13 protein-coding genes and 1 tRNA gene are annotated in these 15009 nt (G+C 68.0%); 10 read left to right on the top strand and 4 right to left on the bottom strand.

What is annotated here, in order from left to right; translation table 11 throughout:
* Positions 1–15: 15 nt before the first annotated feature.
* Positions 16–2052, top strand: a complete 2037-nt coding sequence (locus tag BKA25_RS20350; protein ID WP_172803741.1) for a glycoside hydrolase family 97 protein — start codon at positions 16–18, stop codon at positions 2050–2052.
* Between the two features lie 13 nt (positions 2053–2065).
* On the opposite strand, the gene BKA25_RS20345 is transcribed toward BKA25_RS20350, so the two are convergent.
* Positions 2066–3055, bottom strand: coding sequence for an NAD(P)/FAD-dependent oxidoreductase (locus BKA25_RS20345; RefSeq protein ID WP_069847467.1), 990 nt, complete (start codon positions 3053–3055; stop codon positions 2066–2068).
* A gap of 97 nt (positions 3056–3152) precedes the next feature.
* Here BKA25_RS20345 and BKA25_RS20340 point away from each other — a divergent pair, with 97 nt between their 5' ends.
* On the top strand, positions 3153–3740 hold the full coding sequence (locus BKA25_RS20340) for a helix-turn-helix domain-containing protein (protein WP_069847468.1): 588 nt from the start codon (positions 3153–3155) through the stop codon (positions 3738–3740).
* A gap of 100 nt (positions 3741–3840) precedes the next feature.
* Positions 3841–4707: a class I SAM-dependent methyltransferase gene (locus tag BKA25_RS20335; RefSeq protein WP_069847470.1), complete on the top strand. Its 867-nt coding sequence runs from the start codon at positions 3841–3843 to the stop codon at positions 4705–4707.
* A gap of 405 nt (positions 4708–5112) precedes the next feature.
* On the opposite strand, the gene BKA25_RS20330 is transcribed toward BKA25_RS20335, so the two are convergent.
* Positions 5113–5185 (bottom strand) — tRNA-Lys (locus BKA25_RS20330).
* A 328-nt stretch (positions 5186–5513) separates the two neighbouring features.
* Between BKA25_RS20330 and BKA25_RS20325 the strand changes: the two genes are divergently transcribed.
* The 3 genes from BKA25_RS20325 to BKA25_RS20310 all read left to right on the top strand — a co-directional run bounded on the left by BKA25_RS20325 (position 5514) and on the right by BKA25_RS20310 (position 9355).
* Complete coding sequence (locus tag BKA25_RS20325; protein WP_236750526.1) at positions 5514–6761, top strand: L,D-transpeptidase; 1248 nt, start codon at positions 5514–5516, stop codon at positions 6759–6761.
* Between the two features lie 183 nt (positions 6762–6944).
* Positions 6945–7958, top strand: coding sequence for an Atu4866 domain-containing protein (locus BKA25_RS20315; protein ID WP_311734498.1), 1014 nt, complete (start codon positions 6945–6947; stop codon positions 7956–7958).
* Positions 7955–9355: an amidohydrolase family protein gene (locus BKA25_RS20310; protein WP_069847474.1), complete on the top strand. Its 1401-nt coding sequence runs from the start codon at positions 7955–7957 to the stop codon at positions 9353–9355. Before BKA25_RS20315 ends, BKA25_RS20310 begins: the two co-directional genes overlap by 4 nt.
* Positions 9356–9571: 216 nt before the next feature.
* Here the strand turns inward: BKA25_RS20310 and BKA25_RS20305 are convergent, their stop codons facing one another.
* On the bottom strand, positions 9572–10459 hold the full coding sequence (locus BKA25_RS20305) for a helix-turn-helix transcriptional regulator (protein ID WP_069853362.1): 888 nt from the start codon (positions 10457–10459) through the stop codon (positions 9572–9574).
* 162 nt (positions 10460–10621) lie between these two features.
* Between BKA25_RS20305 and BKA25_RS20300 the strand changes: the two genes are divergently transcribed.
* Positions 10622–11461: an SDR family NAD(P)-dependent oxidoreductase gene (locus BKA25_RS20300; protein ID WP_069847476.1), complete on the top strand. Its 840-nt coding sequence runs from the start codon at positions 10622–10624 to the stop codon at positions 11459–11461.
* Between the two features lie 103 nt (positions 11462–11564).
* Here BKA25_RS20300 and BKA25_RS20295 read toward each other — a convergent pair whose 3' ends face one another.
* On the bottom strand, positions 11565–12158 hold the full coding sequence (locus tag BKA25_RS20295) for a CGNR zinc finger domain-containing protein (protein WP_069847478.1): 594 nt from the start codon (positions 12156–12158) through the stop codon (positions 11565–11567).
* Between the two features lie 104 nt (positions 12159–12262).
* On the opposite strand from BKA25_RS20295, the gene BKA25_RS20290 reads away from it, so the two are divergent.
* From BKA25_RS20290 to BKA25_RS20280, 3 genes are all read left to right on the top strand, one after another.
* Entirely contained in the window at positions 12263–13444 is a 1182-nt protein-coding gene (locus tag BKA25_RS20290) for an epoxide hydrolase family protein (RefSeq protein ID WP_069847480.1), read from the top strand.
* A gap of 196 nt (positions 13445–13640) precedes the next feature.
* Positions 13641–14201, top strand: coding sequence for an RNA polymerase sigma factor (locus BKA25_RS20285; protein WP_216637804.1), 561 nt, complete (start codon positions 13641–13643; stop codon positions 14199–14201).
* A complete protein-coding gene (locus tag BKA25_RS20280) occupies positions 14194–15009 on the top strand; it encodes a hypothetical protein (RefSeq protein ID WP_069847483.1) in 816 nt (271 codons plus the stop codon). The genes BKA25_RS20285 and BKA25_RS20280 overlap by 8 nt, the downstream gene beginning before the upstream one ends.

Here is a 15009-nt window from a genome sequence, read left to right as displayed (position 1 = left end):
TCAATGGAGAGTGCCGTGGTCAGCACACCGAATCGTCGGACGGTCCTGGGAGCTACCGCAGGCACCGTGTTGATCGGGGCCCTCGCAGCCCCGTCCGCCGCCGCCGAACCTGCCACCATCCCGGCCCGGCACGGAGTTCGCTCGCCCGGCGGGCTGGTGCGGGTGACGATCCGGGTCGTGGAGGGTCGGCTGCGCTACGAGATCGCGCGCCGAGGCCGAGTCGTCGTCGCCTCCTCCGGGTTGGGGATCGACCTGGCCGACCATCCCTCGCTGACCAGCGGACTGGTGATCGAGTCCGTCGAACGCCGCACGATCGACGAGACCTGGCGTCCGGTCTGGGGGCCGGATGAACTCGTGCGCAACCACGCCAACGAATGCGTGCTGCACACCGTGCAACCGTCGAGCGGGTTACGACTGGACCTGGTCGTCCGGGTCTTCGACGACGGAGTCGGCTTCCGCTATCACCTGCCCGCCCAAGCCGGCCTCGACGAGTACGTCGTCACCGCCGAACGCACCGAATTCGCCCTCCCCGCGACCGCTGAGAGCTGGTCCCTGGCGGCGGGCACCGACTGGAACGCCGACGAACGCCACTACCGGCAGCGCCCACTGTCCGAGGTGGCCACCGCGCAGACCCCGCTGACCTTCGCCACCGCATCAGGGCAGCACGTCGTCGTGCACGAGGCAGCGCTCATCGACTACCCGAGCATGACCCTGGCCGCCGACCCCGCAGCTCCCGGTGTCTTCACCAGCGAGCTGATCAGCCTCCCCGATGGCACCAAGGCCCGGTTGTCCGGCGAGTTCTCCACCCCGTGGCGCACGTTGACCATCGGGGAACGCCCCGGCGACCTCGCCGAATCGCATCTGATCGAGAACCTCAACGAACCCTGCGCGCTGGCGGACACCTCGTGGATCTCGGCGGGAACCTACGTCGGGGTGTGGTGGGAGTTGCAGCGTCGACACACGACCTGGACCGAGGGTCCACGACACGGGGCGACCACCGAGCGAGTCAAGCAATACATCGACCTGGCCAAGGAAGCGGGCGCGAGCAACGTCCTGGCCGAGGGTTGGAACACCAACGCAGGCGGCGAGTGGACCGGCCAAGACTTCCTGACCCCGCGATCGAACTTCGACATCGACGAGGTGCTGCGCTATGCCAGGGAGAACGGCGTCGGATTCATCGCGCACAACGAGACCCGAGGCTTCGTCGACTACTACGAGCAGAACCTCGACACGATCTTCGCGCGCTACGCCGAACTCGGCATCCACTCGATCAAGACCGGCTACGCCACCCGGTTCGAGCTGGGTGGGGTCAACCGAAGTCACTACGACCAGGAAGCCGTTCGCCACTATCAGCGGGTCATCGAGACCGCGGCCCGGCATCAGATCATGATCAATGCCCACGAGGCCATCAAGCCGACCGGATTGGCCCGTACCTACCCGAACATGATGACCGGCGAGGGCGTCGCCGGCATGGAACAGCACAACTACATGGGCGCGAACGGCAATCCGCCCGCACAGGCCACCATCCTGCCGTTCACCAGATTCATGGGCGGTCCCGCCGACTACACGCCGGGCGTGCTGAACGTGACCTGGGACCCAGCAGGGCTCAACACCCGGGTGCAGACCACCTCGGCGGCGCAGCTCGCGTTGTACTCGGTGTTCTTCAGCCCCGCGCAGATGTTGGCCGACACCCCGGAGAACTACCGCGCCCATCCGGGGTTCGCCTACCTCAAGGACATGCCCGCCAGCTGGGACGAGACACGCTTCCTGGACTGTGTGATCGGCGACTACACCGTCGCCGCCCGCCGCAAGGGCGACATCTGGTACCTCGGGGCGATCACCGACGAGCACGATCGCACCCTGCGGGTGCCGCTGCGCTTCCTGGGACGCGGACGGCACCACGCCGAGATCTACCGCGACGGACCCGACACCACCTGGAAGGGCAACCCGCTGCCGATCGAGGTCCACACCGAGACGGTGCGATCGAGCACGGTGCTCACCCTCCGGCTGGTGGCGGGCGGCGGAACCGCCATCAGGTTCCGTCCCCTCTGAGTCGCTCGCACGATCAGCCCGCGCCGAGGGCCGCGTTCGTGTCGGCGGTGACGAGATCGGCATTGAGATGCGCCCCGGCGAGGGCACCGGCCGCTGCGGAGGCTCCGACCTGCGCGGTCGGGTCGCTGGCATTGCCCGCCACCCACACCCCGGGCACGTCGGTGACGCCCGCCATCCCGGCGACGAAACGTCGTCCCATGCCGCCGGGCAGGTCCTCCATCGGCAGGCCCAATCCGTCGAGACCGTCGGTGCGGGCCAGCATCGTGGTGGCCACGGCGAGCACCCGACGCGGCACGAGCTGTCCGTCGTTCAATCGCACTCCCGCGATGCCGTTCTCGTCGGTCTCCACCGCCGCCACCGGGATGTCCACGACGTGGATTCCCCGGGCGACGAAACGGGCCCGGGTGTCGTCGTCCAGTGCGGTGTGCTGGGCGAAATACACCAGATCATCGGTGAGCTGTCGGAACAGCAGCGCGTGATGGACCGAGGCCGGGCTCACCGCCAGGACACCGATGGGTTCGTCGCGGACCTCCCAGCCGTGGCAGTACGGGCAGTGCACCAGGCTGCGGCCCCAGTGTTGCGCCAGTCCGGGAACATCGGGAAGCACGTCCCGCAGCCCGGTGGCCACCAACACCCGCCGGGCCGTCACCAGGCCGCCGTCGGCCAGGGTGACGACGAAGCGCGAATCGCCGTCGGCAGCGGGCTCGGCGCGCTCGGCCGAGATGACCTCGCCTGTCACGACCCGTCCGCCGTAGCCCCGCACCTCCTCCCGGCCGCGACGCAGCAGATCCGCGGGCGGGACGCCGTCCAAGCCGAGCAGGCCGTGCACCCCTTCGGCGGGGGCGTTGCGTGGCGTGCCGCTGTCGATCACGACGACCGAGCGGCGGGAGCGGACCAACATCAGCGCGCCGTTCAAACCTGCGGCACCACCGCCGATCACCACCGCGTCGACAGTGCCGTTCGGCAGCGAGCTCGTCCCGTCGTCCGACCTCTGCTCGATCATGGTTGTGCCGCCTTCCCCTCGTGGGCCGAGCCCCCGGCGGGGGCGCTGACTCCAGAAGCGTAAGCACGCTTTGCGGATCGAGCATAAGATCGTGCCTATGACGCAAGATGTCGGCGATTTGGACAGCCTGGTACGCAAGCGCATCCGCGCGCTTCGGCTGGCGCAGGGCTGGTCGCTGGAGGAATTGGCCACCCGGGCTCGATTGAGTCCGTCCTCGCTGAGCCGGATCGAGAACGGGCAGCGACGACTCGCCCTGGACCAGCTCGTCACCCTCGCGCGGGCCCTGGACACCTCCCTCGATCAGCTCGTCGAGTCGGACACCGAGGATGTGATCGCCAATCCGGTGGTCGAGGGTGCCCATGGCAGGCTGCGGTGGGCGCTCAAGGCCGACCCCGGCTTGGCGGTCATCCGGCAGCGCGTGACGGATCCGCCGCCGGACAACCCGGCCCGCATGCGCGCACATCCGGGCCATGAATGGCTCGTCGTGCTCTCCGGCACCGCGGTGCTCATGCTGGGCAACCGCCGCTTCCGGGTGGAGGCCAATCAGGCAGCCGAATTCCCGACCATGCTTCCGCACGCGATCGGCGCGGCAGGCGGACCGTGCGACATCCTGGGCATCTTCGATCGTGAAGCCCGGCGAGGACACCAGGCGGACAAGCGATCGGAGGCGAACAGACCGCAGTGATCGGGTCGCTGTTGCCGGGCAGGCAGCCAGCGGAACGACCTCCTTGCTCTTTGCGCAAGGAGTCATGCACCTGGCGCATTATCGACCTACCGTGAGCCACATGAACTCGACCGCGCAGCCCGCCGACCGCTCCCACGATCACGGCCACCACCATCACCACCAGGGCGGCGAGAACCAGGTGGAGATCCTCGATCTCGACGCGGAGGTTCTCGCCGAGTACACCGCATCCATCATCGAGTGGCTGCCCACCCAGACGAGCCCCCGCCAGATCGTCGACCTCGGCAGCGGGACGGGCGCCGGGACATTCGCGCTGCTCCAGCACTTCCCCGAAGCGCACGTCACCGCCGTCGACTCCTCGATCGATCACCTTCGTCGCCTGCAGGAGAAGGCCTGCGAGCGCGGCGTGTCCGACCGGGTCCGCACCGTCCAAGCCGACCTCGACGCGGCCTGGCCGGAACTCGGCAGCCCCGACCTGGTGTGGTCCTCCGCCGCCCTGCACCACCTGGCCGACCCGGACCGGACGCTGCGCCAGGTACACGACACTCTCGCCCCCGGCGGGCAGTTCGCCGTCATCGAACTCGCAGGCTTCCCGCGTTTCCTGCCCGACGACGCGCCGGAGAACCGCCTGGGCCTGGAAGTCCGTATCCACGCCGCAGTCGATCGTCGGGCTGAACAGATGCCGCACCGAGGCGCCGACTGGGGCCCGAAACTGACCGCAGCCGGTTTCACCGTCACGGGCGAGCGCACGATCGACGTCCAGTTCGACGCAGCCCGTTCCGAATCCGTGGGCCGCTATGCCCTCGCCGGGCTGCGCCGCCTGCGCGAGGCCGTAGCCGAAGCGCTCTCCGCCGAGGATCGCGACGCGCTGGACCAGCTCATCGACGCCGAGAGCCCCCAGTACATCGCACATCGCGCCGATCTGGCGGTCCGCACCCAACGCTTCGTGTGGGCGGCCCGGCGCGCCTGAGCGGTACGCCGACCGTTCGCCAGGACACGCTTGCGCGGCTGCGGGGTCCGCGACCGAACCGATCGACTCGATGCGCTACGAGACATCACCCGACCATTCGCCGATGGCCAGGAAGCCCCCAGCAACACGGCGTGCAAGTGGCCATGAAGGGCGAAGCACACTTCTAGACCGACGCCGCCGTGGTACTTCCGCTTCCACGGCGGCCTCGTGCACCCGCATCGAGGAGTACGCCAGCCCGCCGGATAACTCCGAAGCGTGAGTGGCCGCTCAGACGCGGGCACGGACACACCCTTAATGTCGCACCCGGCTTGCCGCTAAGGCCCTCGGCTTATTGGACATCCGGCCGGTAAAGTAGGACTCGATCTAGAAAGCAAAGAACCCCAGGCCGTTGACCTGGGGTTTCAGTGCGGCATCAGGGACTTGAACCCCGAACCCGCTGATTAAGAGTCAGCTGCTCTGCCAATTGAGCTAATGCCGCGTGTTCTTCTTTGTTCTCTTTGCCTCACCGGCTTGTTCCCCGTGCGGCGGCAAAACAGTAACACAGGGGCGCCCGGAGGTTGAAATCCGGCCCCCCTCCTTGGGCGCCGCCGCATCGGAGGAACTCGATCGAGATCGACAGGCCTGCGCTTTAGGCTGAAGGCCACGCCTGGGCATCGATTGGGACAAGGATGCAACCGCCGGTGATGTTGAGGCGTCTATCTGGGCAAAGTGGTTCTAGGGGCATCGGTTTGATCAGGCTTGGTCGTTACGCCGACACCCGTTCGGACTAGCGATCGAGGCCGCCCGATGGCGGTATGGGGGAGACAGTGAGTCGATCAGCACGTTCTATCGACCAGGGCAGGCCGGGGGCGGCTCGGCGGCGGACACTGGCCGCCGCAGTCGGCCTTGTCACACTTCTGCTCGCGAGTTGCACGTCCGCAGGCGGATCCGAGTCCGGGGGCGGCGCGGGTGGCGGGGCGGGGCAGGGTGGCGAGACGAGTGCGCCGCCCGCACCGGAGGTGTCGCTCTCCTTACCCGCCGACGCCGAAACCGATGTGGCACCGGGGGATCCGGTTCTCGTCGAGGCGGCGGACGGGGTACTCACCGAGGTTGTCATGACCAACCCGGAGGGGGAGCCGGTCGCGGGGGAGATCGCCGAGGACGGGGCGAGTTGGACCACCACCGAGCCGCTTGGATACGGGCGGGAGTACTCGCTCACGGCCACGGGGGAGAACGCCGACGGCGAGGAGATCACCGAGACCTCGTCGTTCACCACGGCCAACCCGCGCTATCAGACTTTCGTGGGCTTCTCGCCGCTGCCCGATGAGACCATCGGCGTGGGCCATCCGCTGGCCTTCTACTTCGACTCAGGCGAGCCGATCCAGGACAAGGCCGCGGCCGAGGAAGCCATCAGCATCACCACGGAACCCGAGGTCGAGGGCGCCTTCTACTGGTTCGACGACACCCGGGTGCACTGGCGGCCCAAGGAGTACTGGGAGCCCGGCACGGTCATCACCATCGACGCCGACATCTACGGCAAGCATCTGGGCAACGGCGTCTACGGCAGCGAGAGCCGACAGTCGACCCTGACCGTCGGTGATTCCTTCGTCGCCTACGCGGACGGCCAGAGCCACGAGCTCAAGGTGGAGATCAACGGCGAGCTGGTCCGCACGATGCCCACCTCCCTGGGCAAGGCGCCCTTCCAGTCGTGGGACGGCGTGCACGTCGTCACGGAGAAGCACGCGCAGTACACGATGGACTCCTCCACCTACGGCCTGGACGTCGCCTCCGGCGGCTACGTCACCGATGTCCAGTGGGCGACCCGCATCGCCAACAACGGGGAGTTCGTCCATGCGGCGCCGTGGAACCCCGTGTTGGGGCAGGCGAACGACAGCCACGGCTGCATCAACCTCTCGATGGAGGATGCCAAGTGGTTCTTCGACAACGTCAAACGAGGTGACGTGGTGATCATCGAGAACTCCGGTGGTCAGGAGTTGCCCGGTGACGGCGGCGTGGGCGGGTTCAACGACTGGCAGATCCCGTGGGAGGAATGGAGCGAGGGCGGCCACCGCTGACCCTGCTGGCAGACCCCATCGCGTGCGACGGCGGGTTCGGCGGCTCTTCGGAGTCGGTCGGGCCCGCCGTTTCGCTTCTCACCGCGTGCCAACCAGGGTGTGGCCCAGCCAGGGTGAGCACGACCTTCCTGATCGGTGCGGCCGACTCCAGGCTGATGCCGACACCGAACAGGAAGGACGCTGATGAGCACGGAACCATATGTGGGGCTCTGGGTGACCGCCGATGGACGGGTGCGGCATCGGCTGTTGCCCGGCGGGCGGTATACGGAGGCCAGGGGCAGGCAGGAGAACGCCTACCAGGGCGGCTACCGCATCGACGGGAACCACATCGAGTACCTCGACGACACCGGTTTCACCGCAGATGGCGACTTCGTCGACGACGTCCTGCACCACGCCGGGATGGTGCTGTATCGCACGGCCGAGACGTTCACCCCCGACGTCGTGGCCGACATCCGCGCGATGCAGGCGGCCCAGCCGCACCGGCCGCCGTTGTATGCCGGCGCCCGCCTGCTGACCGGTGACCCATTGATCGGCACGATCTCGCAGGGCGACCTGTTGGTGAGCGACGGTCGGATCGTGGGCATCGGGCCGGGCCTGGTCACCGCTGCCGATGACGACAACGCGATCGTCATCGACTGCGCGGGCACCACGATCGTTCCCGGCGTCGTCGATCTGGTGGCCGCCGCCGGGCTGCGCCCAACCCGCACCCAGCACGTCGGCGGCCTGGTCCCCGGCGCATCGGCGACCTTCGTCGTGCTCGCCGGCCGCGAGTACGCGGACAACGCCCAGGCGTGGGCGGCGATCCTGGCGGGCACCGCTCGGGTGCTTGCCGTCGTCGCCGCGGGCATCGTCGTCGAATGGGGCGGGCAGCGGCTGATCGAACCGCCCGCCGAGGCATCGATATCGGGCGCCGTCGACCCCGCCCGGGTCGGCACCTGGATCGACGAGACCGGCTTCCTGCACCAACATCTCCTCGACACGGGGCGCTATGACGAGACCCGTGGCGGTCGCGAACATGCCTTCCAGGGACGTTATTGGATCAACGGCGACCGGATCGACTACCTCGACGACCTGGGGTTCTGGGCGTATGGGACCTTCGCGAACGGGGTGCTCCACCACGGCGGTTACGTCCTGCGCCCCGCTTCCACCGCCACGGGCCGGACAGGTGCCACCGATGAGGACGGTGCGGCGAAGTGACCCGATCGAATACCGGGTCGGTACTCGCCTCGATCGACGGCGTCGGCCCGCTGCTCTTGACCGGCGCGGCGATCGTCACCGTGGACCCGGCGGTGCCCGATCTGCCTGCCGGTGACGTATTCATCGAGGGTGGGCGCATCGTGGCCGTCGGCGCCGATCTCCGGTCCGATCCAGAACACGCGGATCGGCTGCGGACGGCTACCGCCGTCGACCTACGGGGTCGGATCCTCGCCCCCGGCTTCGTCGACACCCATCGGCATGCCTGGCAGAGCCAGTTCCGCCGGAGCATGCCCGACGTCGGTGACCTCGCCTCCTACGTCGGTACGACGCTGGGCGAGATCGCGCCCGCCTACACACCGCAGGACATGCTGATCGGCACCCGGCTGGCAGCGTTGGCCGCCTTGGACTGCGGCATCACCACGATGCTCGACTTCTCCCACAACTCGCGCAGCGCCGCACACACCGACGCCGCCATCGAGGCACTCGTCGCCAGCGGTATCCGAGGTGTGCATGCCTCGATGGCCCCGCACTTCGGCAGCTGGGACGAACAGTGGCCCGCCGATCTCGCCCGGATCGTCGCCGATCGGAACGGCATGGCCGGGGGCAGACTGACCGTTCGGATGGGGATGCTGGCGGATGGCGCCATCGGCGGCGAGCGGATCGCCTACGGCGTCGAACCCGCTGCGCTCGCTCGCGACCTCGGTATCGGAGTGAGCATCGACGCCGTGTTCGGAGGCAGCTCGTCGGCGGTCATCCTGGACTGGGAGCGCCAGGGGATCCTCGGTCCGTCCGTCGAGCTGATCCACGCCACCGGTTTGACCGGCGACGCCTGGCGCGCCATCGGCGACACCGGGGCCTCGGTCTCCCTGGCGCCCACCTCCGATAGCCAGATCGGCTTGGAGACCGCGGTGCCCGCGATCGACGAGGCTCTCGCGGTGGGTGTCCGGCCAGGGCTGAGTATCGACGTCGAGGTCGCCTTGGCGGGCGACATGATCACCCAGATGCGAGTGCTGTTGGCGATCCAGCGGATGCGGGCGGTCGAGGACGGCGCCCGAACCGGCCGACCCGCAGGGCCCCGAATCACCACGCACGATGTCTTGGAGTTCGCGACGCACGCCGGGGCCCGGACGGTCGGGCTCGGCGATGAGACGGGTTCGATCACGCCGGGCAAGCGGGCCGACCTGATCATCGTCGATGCCGAGTCGATCGCGACGATGCCCCGCAACGACGCGATCGGCACCTTGGTCCTCGGGGCGGGAACGCGGGAGATCGAGGGCGTGCTCGTCGATGGCATCGCGCGCAAATGGGCGGGGGAACTCGTCGGTGTCGACGTCGACCGGCTCCGGGAACAGGTGATCGCGTCCAGAGCGGCGATCGAGGGACGGCTACGTGGCTGAGTCCTGCGGGAAGAGGAAGATGCGGTGCGGGACCCGAGCCCACGGCGTCCGTCCGTGCGGTTCAGTCGGCACAACCACCGTTGTAAACGCCCGCCGAAGCGGTGGAGCCCGCCGACCCCCAGCGGGGAATGCACCGGTGTTCTCCGCAGGACGCTGTCCGGTCGCATCATGTGGTCGCACCCGGCCAGCACCGCTCAGACAGATGCGAAGTAGCTGCTAGCGGATCTGCATACCGCTGGGTATCGCCGAGTCGGCGTCGGATTTCCCGGCTCCCTCCGCGAGAAGTTGCAGGGCGTGCGCGGAGGGAGAGCCCGGCTCGGTGTCGTAGACCAAGAGCGTTTGGTCGGCATCGGATCCGAGGACGAGCGCTTGGTAGGTGATCGTGAGGGTGCCGACGAGCGGATGCCGGTAGCCCTTGGTGCCGGTGGTGCGCTGATGAACGCGGTTGCGAGCCCACAATCTGCGGAAATCGGTGCTGTGGATCGATAATTCGCCGATGAGACGACTGAGCGCGGGGTCGTCGGGATACTTGCCCGCATCGACGCGGAGCATGGCCGCTGTATCGGCGGCGACGCCGTCCCATTCCTGGTACAGCTCGCGGGCATGGGCATCGAGGAACACGAATCGGGCCTGATTGCGTTCCTTTGCGGGCATGACCTCGAAGTCGGCGATGAGCAGTGCCGCAATCCGGTTGTGGCCGAGGACGTCGAGCCGCCTGCCGAGGACGAACGCCGGGCGCCGTGCGGCGTCGAGGGTGTCGAGCAACGACCTGGTCGAGGGGTGGAGTCGTTGGGTTCTGGCTGCGCGTCGCCGTCGGAAGGGCATGGGTCTGGCGATGGTGTGCAGGTGTGCCCGTTCGGCGTCGTCGAGCCGCAGCGCGTCGGCGAGTGCATCGAGCACCGCAGGGGAGGCGCTCTTGCTGCGGCCCTGTTCGAGGCGGGTGTAGTAGTCGACGCTCACCCCTGCGAGCATCGCGAGTTCTTCGCGACGCAACCCCGTGACCTTTCGTGGGCCAGCCTCGCTCAGACCGGCATCTTCGGGCTTGAGCCGCGTTCGTGCCGAACGCAGATAGCCGGCCAGTGCGGATTCCGCGCCTTCGCTCATGGCTTCCATTCTTGCCGGGATCAGGGTCTGACATAGGCGCGGCGGGTAGCCCAATCTGTCCCCGGAAAGGTCGGGCCTTCACCACGCGCCGAGCCCGCCCGAGCATGGAACGGCCGCTCGACAGCGGCCTCATCGCCCTCGATCTCGGGAGAAGGAAGCACTATGTCTGTCTGGATGATCACCGGCGCCGCTCGGGGCTTCGGTGTGGAGATCGCTCGCGCCGCCCTTGCCGGTGGCGAGCAGGTTGCTCTGGCTGCGCGCAGGCCGGACCGACTGCCCACCGATGTCCGCACCCACCCGCAGGCACTGCCGGTGGCATTGGACGTCACCGATTCCGATCAGATCAGCGCGGCCGTGGCAACGGTCGTCGAGCGGTTCGGCACGATCGACGTACTGGTGAACAACGCCGGTCGCGCGCTGATCGGCGCCCTCGAAGAAATCACCGACGAAGAGACCCGTTCGTTGTTCGACGTGAACGTATTCGGGCTGATCAACACCACCCGTGCCGTTCTTCCGGTGATGCGCAAGGCGGGGCGCGGCAAGCTCGTGCACATCGGCTCCCGCTCCGGATTCGAGGGCGAGCCGGGCGTGAGCATGTATTCGTCGTCCAAGTTCGCCGTCGCCGGGATCAGTGAGGCTCTCGTTGCAGAGCTGGAGCCGTTCGGTATCCAGAGCATGGTCGTCGAACCCGGGGTGTTCCGTACGGATCTCCTCGATACGTCCTCGGTGCAGTTGTCGGGGCGACGCATCGCGAACTACGACGACACCCCGGCTCACGTCACGCTGAACTGGGTGGATAAGGCCAACCACACCCAGGCCGGTGATCCGGTCAAGGGGGCCGCCTTCATCTATCAGGTCGCGAGCGGGGAGAGGCTCCCGCTGCATCTGCCCGTCGGGCGGGATGCCTTGGATCGTCGAGCCGTGGTCACCGAGCGCATTGCCCGGGAGGCGGAGCCCTTCCGCGAGGCTGCGGCCGCCACCGATCACGGCGACGACGCGTGATCGAGTTCTCCAACGCCTAGAGGGTTACCGGGGACCCGGTGGGGTTGAGCAAACCCGGGGCGACGGTGGTGAGCAGGGTTTCCGGCTGCCGTCGCCCCCGGTCTCATGACGTCGACGAGCCATTTCGCGCAGGCTCGGGCTGCCTGCGACGGTTGGCGACGAATCGTGCCTTCTTCTGCCGGTTCCCGCAGGTGTTCATCTCGCACCACCTGCGCGTGCGAGATCGGCTGGTGTCGAAGAACGCCGCCCGGCAGCTCGGCGATGCGCACAAGGCCCATCTTCCGTCGCGCTGCCCGGTGATCAGGGCGATCGCGTCTGCGGCGATGACACCCAGCGCATCCTCCACGCTGGACGTCGAGCTCAGTCGCCACTCCCGGCCGCCCTCGGGGGTGAGGACGGCTGCGGCCCGACCGCGAATGCTGTGGTCGTTGATGACTCGGACAGCGGACTCGGGGAGAGCGTCGTCGGTCGCGATCGCGGTCGCGGCGGCGTGAATCGACTCGCGCAGTTCGCGAGCGAGTGCGAGTTGGGCGGCGGTGCAGGAGTTGATCGCGAAGCCGCTCAGCGCCAACCAATCGACGAGCCGCGCGGGGGTGGGGATGCGCTCCACCGAGTCGCCACGGCGTTCCGTCAACGTCGCGGTGAAGCTGGTCGACAGTTCGGTGCCCAGGCGAAATTCGGGGTACTCGGCGCTCATGGAACCACCATAGCTGGTTGCCTGCTGCCGAGATGGCGTGCTAGAACCGGCATAGGCGGTTCAATTGTTGCCGCTATCGATCCCGTCTATGGCCAGGAGGTCGCATGTCCGGTCCCAGCCACCGCGTGCACCCGTTCGAAGCGCACGCACCCGAGGCCGACCTCGACGATCTGTGGGCGCGGCTGGACGCGCAGCGACTACCGGAGCCGGAGACGATCCAGCGCATCGCAACCGGCGCGCGCCGCTGGGACCAGGGCGTTCCGCTCGTCGACCTCGTCGACCTCGTGGACTACTGGCGCACCGACTACAGCTGGCGCGCCTTCGAGCAGCGGCTAAACCGGATCGGTCAGTTCCGCACGACCATCGACGGGCTGGGAATCCATTTCCTGCACCGCAGGTCCGCACGCGTGGACGCCATTCCACTGATCCTGACCCACGGGTGGCCCGGCAGTATCGCCGAGTTCGTCGACATCGTCGACGAACTGGCCGAGCCGCACGCCCCGGACGCACCCGCCTTCCACGTCGTGGTTCCCTCACTTCCCGGATTCGGCTACAGCGACAGGCCGACCACCACCGGATGGGGAGTCGAGAACATCGCGGCCGCGTGGGTGACCCTGATGGGCAGGCTCGGCTACGACGAGTTCCTCGCCCACGGCGGCGACTGGGGAGGGGTGATCACCGCAGTCCTCGCTGGCCGCTTCCCCGAGCACGTCCTCGGCATCCACACCACGTTGGCGCAGGCACCGCCGGGACTGACCACGGACGGACTGACGCCGACCGAACGCAGGTGGGCCGAGGAGACCCACGACTTCTATCTCCGCCATGGGGCCTACGCAAGACAACAGGCGACCCGGCCGCAGACCATCGGATACTCGCTCGTCGACTCACCGGTGGGGCTCCTTGCCTGGATCCTCGACAAGTTCGCCGAATGGTCCGACACCGAGCTCAGCCCCTTCGAGACGATCTCCAGAGATCGAGTTCTCGACGACGTCACCCTGTACTGGTTGACGCGGACCGGCGCGTCGGCGGCCCGGATCTACTTCGAGAGCCACGGCGGCGTCAATGCGCTCGATCCCGAGCTTCGGATCGACGTTCCGACGGCCATCACCAGTTATCCCCGCGACATCGAGAAGTGCCCGCGACCCTGGGCGGGGGAGCGATACCGTCGGATCGTCCGATGGACGGAGCCCGAGACCGGCGGGCACTTTCCCTCGCTCGAGGTTCCCGAGTACTTCATCGCCGATCTCCAGCAGGGGCTGGCCGAGGTGCTGGCCGCTCCTCGCTGACCCGGGTGGTCGGCTAGTGACCCTACGCTCGGGCTCCCGTCGAACCAGGCTATGACGGCACCCGGCAACCGCGTAGCGCCGGTTCACGCTCCCGCAGTCGTCAGGTACCGATCTCAGTGAACCCGGGAAGGTATGGGCGCTACTGATCCGCTGATGGCCATCGAATGGGAGCGGCGGAGCGAAGTGGAGCTGGTTGGTGCGGGACGATGAGCCGCAGACCGATGATCACCTGTTGGCTCTGGTCGGCAATGGCGATGAACGCGCACTCGGCGGTCTCTATGCCCGCTACGGACCGGTCGTATTCGTCTTCGTGCTTGCTCGGGTCTCCGACCGAGGGGTCGCCGAGGAGGTGAGCGCCGACGTCTGGCTCGGGTGCTGGCGTTCGGCCCGCGCGTTTCGACGCGATGCAAAGGTACTCACCTGGTTACTCGGGATCGCGAAGCGTCAGATCTCGATGCACACCCGGCGCAAACGCCTCCCACAGCAACCCCTCGATGATGCACAGGTGAACGAGGTGCCGTCCGAGGATCTTGGTCCTGCCGAGTTGATTATCGCGGCCGACCAGACAGCCGCTGTGCTACACGCGCTCGACGCACTTCCAGAAAGCCTGGCCGAGGTGGTGCGGTTGGCGTGGTTGCACGAGCTGCCGTACGAGGAGATCACCCAGGTGCTCGGTGTGCCGCTGGGAACGGTCAAGAGCCGGGTGTCGCGGGCGCGCAGGCTGCTGCGCGAGGAAATGAGGAGGCAGGATGCCTGAACCCGAAACGGACCGATCACGGGGCGAAGACCTCCGCGACGTTCTGCGCCGGTGGGAGGCGGAGCGTGGACCGCGAGCACCGGGATTCCCGGCGATCCGACGGCGGATCTCCGCGCAGCCGTCACCGCTTGTCGCACCACGCTGGACGGCGGGTCGGAGCCTGCGCTTGGCCGGGGCACTGGCGTGGGCGCAGTTGCGCGTGGTTCCGTGGCTCGTGCTGCCGATCGTGCTGGTGACGGTCACGATGGCGGTGCTCGCCGCCCGCTTCCTCGGTGTGAGCCAGTCAGCGTCGGCGGCGTTGTCGGGGTTCTGCATGCTGATGCTGCTCGGCGTGGCTGCGACGGTGACGATGGCGCTGTCGCCGGGTCGCGCGGACACGGTATCGCTGTCGACTCCGCTGGGGCCGCAGGTCGTGCTGATGGCGCGGATCGGAGTCGTGCTCGTCCTCGACGCGATTGCCGGCACTGCGGCTTCGGCGCTGGTCTCCGCGTGGGGGTACACCGGCGGGCTGGCCGCAGTGCTGGCCGGCTGGTTGGCTCCGCTGGCGGTGATCGCCGGAGTTGCGACCTTCATGGCGATCTGGGCGGTCCCGTGGGCTGGCATGATCGCAGGCCTCGTAGTGATTCCCCTGGTGACTCCGGCATCGAACAGCACGACGAGCATCGGCCTCGGTGCATTCTCCGGCGCGGTCTGGGAAGCGATCACCCCGGCGGGCGTCGCAGGCGTCGGTCTCCTCATTCTCGCTGCCGCGGTCCTGTCCGCAAGGTCTGCCACCGCTCTTCGAGGCGGGCTCCCGGAACCGGGGTGA

Source organism: Actinoalloteichus hymeniacidonis, from assembly GCF_014203365.1.
Taxonomy (GTDB): domain Bacteria; phylum Actinomycetota; class Actinomycetes; order Mycobacteriales; family Pseudonocardiaceae; genus Actinoalloteichus_A; species Actinoalloteichus_A hymeniacidonis.
The sequence above is the reverse complement of the archived record's forward strand: the minus strand, read 5'-3'. Positions and strand labels throughout refer to the sequence as shown.

Excerpts from the sequence above, each read along its gene's own strand:
- BKA25_RS20345 (WP_069847467.1), bottom strand. The coding sequence starts at position 3,055 with ATGATCGAGCAGAGGTCGGACGACGGGACGAGCTCGCTGCCGAACGGC.
- BKA25_RS20340 (WP_069847468.1), top strand. The coding sequence starts at position 3,153 with ATGACGCAAGATGTCGGCGATTTGGACAGCCTGGTACGCAAGCGCATC.
- BKA25_RS20335 (WP_069847470.1), top strand. The coding sequence starts at position 3,841 with ATGAACTCGACCGCGCAGCCCGCCGACCGCTCCCACGATCACGGCCAC.
- BKA25_RS20315 (WP_311734498.1), top strand. The coding sequence starts at position 6,945 with ATGAGCACGGAACCATATGTGGGGCTCTGGGTGACCGCCGATGGACGG.
- BKA25_RS20305 (WP_069853362.1), bottom strand. The coding sequence starts at position 10,459 with ATGAGCGAAGGCGCGGAATCCGCACTGGCCGGCTATCTGCGTTCGGCA.
- BKA25_RS20300 (WP_069847476.1), top strand. The coding sequence starts at position 10,622 with ATGTCTGTCTGGATGATCACCGGCGCCGCTCGGGGCTTCGGTGTGGAG.
- BKA25_RS20295 (WP_069847478.1), bottom strand. The coding sequence starts at position 12,158 with ATGAGCGCCGAGTACCCCGAATTTCGCCTGGGCACCGAACTGTCGACC.
- BKA25_RS20290 (WP_069847480.1), top strand. The coding sequence starts at position 12,263 with ATGTCCGGTCCCAGCCACCGCGTGCACCCGTTCGAAGCGCACGCACCC.
- BKA25_RS20280 (WP_069847483.1), top strand. The coding sequence starts at position 14,194 with ATGCCTGAACCCGAAACGGACCGATCACGGGGCGAAGACCTCCGCGAC.